The sequence below is a fragment of the Blautia sp. CAG:257 genome, from assembly GCF_000433815.1.
In the GTDB taxonomy this organism is placed as follows: Bacteria; Bacillota; Clostridia; order Lachnospirales; family Lachnospiraceae; genus Blautia_A; species Blautia_A caecimuris.
Window position 1 is genome coordinate 1 of the sequence record NZ_HF999021.1, and the last position, 3,968, is coordinate 3,968.

Genomic DNA, 3,968 nt, shown 5'->3' on the forward strand with positions numbered 1-3,968 from the left:
ATGGCCGGGCCGACAATAGCAGCCGGATCAGCGCTTCCGTATTTTGTTCTGTATGCGATCATATTTAGCGGGATCAGCTGAAGAGAAGAAACGTTTATGATCATAAAGGTACACATGGCAGAACTTGCTGTACGTGGACTGCGTCTTCCTGTTTTTCCATATCTTCTGCACTCCTCCTTATTCAGACGGTCCAGTTCCTCCATTGCTTTTAGTCCTGCGCTGGTGCTTGCCCAGGAAATCCCAAAAAGATTTGATAAAAAATTCAGAGAAATATAATGACAGGCCGGGGAATCCGGTTCCAGACCGGGAAACAGAAATTTAAGAACAGGCCTCATCCTTCCTGCAAGCTGCGACACCAGCCCGGCATTTTCCGCAATTTTCATGATACCTGTCCACATGGCTGTAATTCCTGCCATTGTAATACAAAGGCTCACCGCCTCCCCTGCTGAGGAAACAACTGCTTCTGTTACAGCCTGAAGATTTCCTGCAAAAGCGCCGTACAAAACGCCAATAAGTATCATTCCGCCCCATAAATATGTCATACCTTTATCCTCCGGGACTTTCTCCACATATCTTATGACACACAAAAAACATTTTATTCCCACAGATCATATCTCGGAAATCAGACTCTCCCAAAACTGTTTCTGTGGAAATAAACCTGACCCGTGTTTTGAAAAGCACACCGGAATGACGCCTCAGCAGTTCCGTTCACAGAATAATTCTGTAAACAACACAGGCAGTCTGCTCTGAAAAGCAGGCTGCCTGTAAATATATTTCATTATTTGATAATTACTTTGTCCAGATGCCACATATCATCTACATACTCCTGAATAGTGCGGTCAGAAGTAAATTTTCCGCTGCAGGCAGTGTTCATCATTGCCATTCGAGCCCAGCGTTTTTCATCTCTGTAAGCCTCTTCCACTTTTTCCTGCGCTGCTGCATAAGCTCTGAAATCAGCCAGGATAAAGTACTGGTCAGCTTTGTCATAGCCGTTTCCATGAAGCAGAGAATCATACAGATCTCTGAACAGCTCTGTATCATTAGAGAAGGTTCCATTGATCAGTTCCATAAGAACCTGACGGATCTCACCATCTGTATTGTAGATCACATTCGGATCATAACCGCCATTGTTTTCATAGTTGATAACTTCATCAGAACTGAGGCCGAAAATAAAGGCATTTTCTTCGCCTACTTCCTCAACGATCTCCACATTGGCGCCGTCCATGGTTCCCAGTGTAGGAGCGCCGTTCAGCATAAACTTCATATTACCTGTACCGGAAGCTTCTTTACTTGCAGTAGAGATCTGCTCGGAAACGTCTGCTGCTGCAAAGATCATCTCTGCGTTGGATACACGGTAATTTTCAATGAATACAACTTTGATCTTGTTATCAATGGATTTATCGTTGTTTACAACATCTGCAACTGAGTTGATCAGCTTGATGATCTTTTTGGCACGGGCATAGCCTGCGGAAGCCTTTGCTCCGAAAATAAAGGTTCTTGGATAAAATTCCATACCTGGATTTCTTTTTATCTTATCATAAAGATAGATCACATGCAGGATATTCAGAAGCTGACGTTTGTACTCATGAAGTCTCTTAACCTGAACGTCAAAAATGGAATGAGGATCTACCTCGACACCATTATGTTCCAGAATATATTTTGCAAGGCGGACTTTGTTCTGGTATTTGATGTTCATAAACTCCTGCTGCGCTCTCTCATCATCCACATAAAGCTTCAGCTTGCTGATCTGAGAAAGATCTGTGATCCAGTCCGGACCGATATGATCTGTTACCCAGTCTGCCAGAAGCTGGTTTCCGTGAAGAAGGAAACGTCTCTGTGTGATACCGTTTGTCTTATTGTTGAATTTTTCCGGCATCATCTCATAGAAATCCTTCAGTTCCTGATTTTTCAGGATCTCTGTGTGCAGTCTGGCAACACCGTTTACAGAAAATCCTGCAACAATGGCAAGATGAGCCATTTTTACCTGGCCGTCATAAATAATGGCCATTTTCTTGATCTTCTCATAGTTGCCCGGATATTTTGCCTGGATCTCAAGGATAAATCTGCGGTTGATCTCCTCAATGATCTGATATACACGGGGAAGCAGTCTGGAGAACAGCTCGATAGGCCATTTTTCCAGCGCCTCGGACATAATGGTATGATTGGTGTACGCAACACATTTTGTTGTAACCTCCCATGCCTCGTCCCATCCAAGACCTTCCTCATCCATAAGGATACGCATCAGCTCTGCAACAGCTACTGTAGGATGAGTATCGTTCATCTGGAATACCACTTTTTCATACAGCTTGCGGATATCGCTGTGATTTTTCTTGTACTTCTCGATTGCAGCCTGAAGACTTGCGGAAACAAAGAAGTACTGCTGTTTCAGACGCAGCTCCTTACCTGCCATATGGTTGTCGTTAGGATAAAGCACCTCGACGATATTGCGGGCAAGGTTTTCCTGCTCTACAGCTTTCTTGTAATCACCCTTGTCAAAGGAATCCAGTCCGAAGTCTACGATGGGCTCTGCATCCCAGATGCGGAGAGTATTTACGATCTTATTGTTATATCCCAGGATCGGCATGTCAAAAGGCACTGCCTTTACTGCCTGATATCCCTCATGGATAAATCTGTTTGATCCGGTTGCCGGGTCATATTCCACACGGACATATCCGCCGAAGTGAACCTCCTTGGCATATTCCGGACGGCGCAGTTCAAAAGGATAACCGTTTTTCAGCCAGTTATCCGGAACCTCAAGCTGGAAACCATCCTTGATCTCCTGCTTGAACATACCGTAACGGTAACGGATACCGCAGCCATAGGCACAGTAATTCAGAGTTGCAAGAGAATCCAGGAAGCAGGCTGCCAGACGTCCAAGACCGCCGTTTCCAAGAGCCGGATCCGGCTCCTGATCTTCAATTACATTGAGATCAAGACCCAGTTCCTCAAGAGCTTCCTTTACCTCGCCATAGGCTGTCAGGTTCAGAAGATTGTTGCCCAGAGCGCGGCCCATAAGGAACTCCATGGACATATAGTATACAATCTTCGGATCCTGTTTCTGATATGCATTCTGTGTCTCAAGCCAGTTGTCAATGATAACATCCTTTACTGTATAGCTGACTGCCTGAAAAATCTGTTCCTGAGTTGCCTCTTCAAGGGTTTTGCGATACAGAAATTTTACATTTTCTTTTACGCTTTCTTTAAAAGCCTCTTTTTTGAACTGCTTATCTATCATTTCTTTTTCCTCCTACTTTCTGGTTACACCAAGAACTACATTCTCTTTGTTAATGCTCCATTCTTTTACATAACCATCAGTTTCGTTCAGAGTGATCTCCTCTGCCAGAACCTCAGACATGATTTCATCCCTGTGGTTTTCCATAATATCCATAATGCGCTGATTGTCTTTTGCATAAACATGGATCTTATCCATAACCTCAAAGCCAGCCTCTTTTCTCATTGTCTGAATCTTACTGATGATCTCCCGTACAAATCCTTCCTCGATCAGTTCCGGAGTCAGGTTTGTATCAAGAACTACAGAAGTATCTCCGTCTGTTTCTGTTACATATCCCTCTGTCTGAGCTGTCTCGATCAGAAGATCTTCTTCAGCCAGTTCCACTTTGTTTCCGTCAATATCCAGAGTAAGAAGTCCTGTTTCCTTCAGTTCTTTCATAGCCTCTGTTCCATTAAGCTCTGTAAGAGCTGTGCGGATACCGTTCAGAAGTTTTCCGTATTTTGGTCCCACTGTGCGAAGCTGAGGCTTGAAGCTGTAGGAAATAAAGGATTCAACGTCCTTTGCAAATTTTACTTCTTTTACATTCAGCTCATCTGCAATGATATCTGTATAGAACTGATCCATTTCCTTCTCAGCCTTTACAAACATAGTTCCGATAGGCTGACGGTTCTTGATATTTGCAGTATTTCTTGCTGCACGGCCAAGAACAACCACTTTCAGAAGAGCTTCCATATCC

At 43.9% G+C, this 3,968-nt stretch carries 3 protein-coding genes; all 3 read right to left on the bottom strand.

Features of this window, described 5'->3' with window-relative positions; all coding sequences use genetic code 11:
- Window positions 1-542, bottom strand: a 542-nt coding sequence (locus QVP40_RS04045) for a nucleoside recognition protein (protein WP_288200316.1), incomplete at its 3' end; no start/stop codon positions are given.
- 236 nt (window positions 543-778) lie between these two features.
- Window positions 779-3,235, bottom strand: coding sequence for a glycogen/starch/alpha-glucan phosphorylase (locus tag QVP40_RS04050; RefSeq protein WP_022067213.1), 2,457 nt, complete (start codon window positions 3,233-3,235; stop codon window positions 779-781).
- A gap of 12 nt (window positions 3,236-3,247) precedes the next feature.
- A partial coding sequence (locus QVP40_RS04055) for a DUF5915 domain-containing protein (RefSeq protein ID WP_288200317.1) occupies window positions 3,248-3,968 on the bottom strand: 721 nt, incomplete at its 5' end.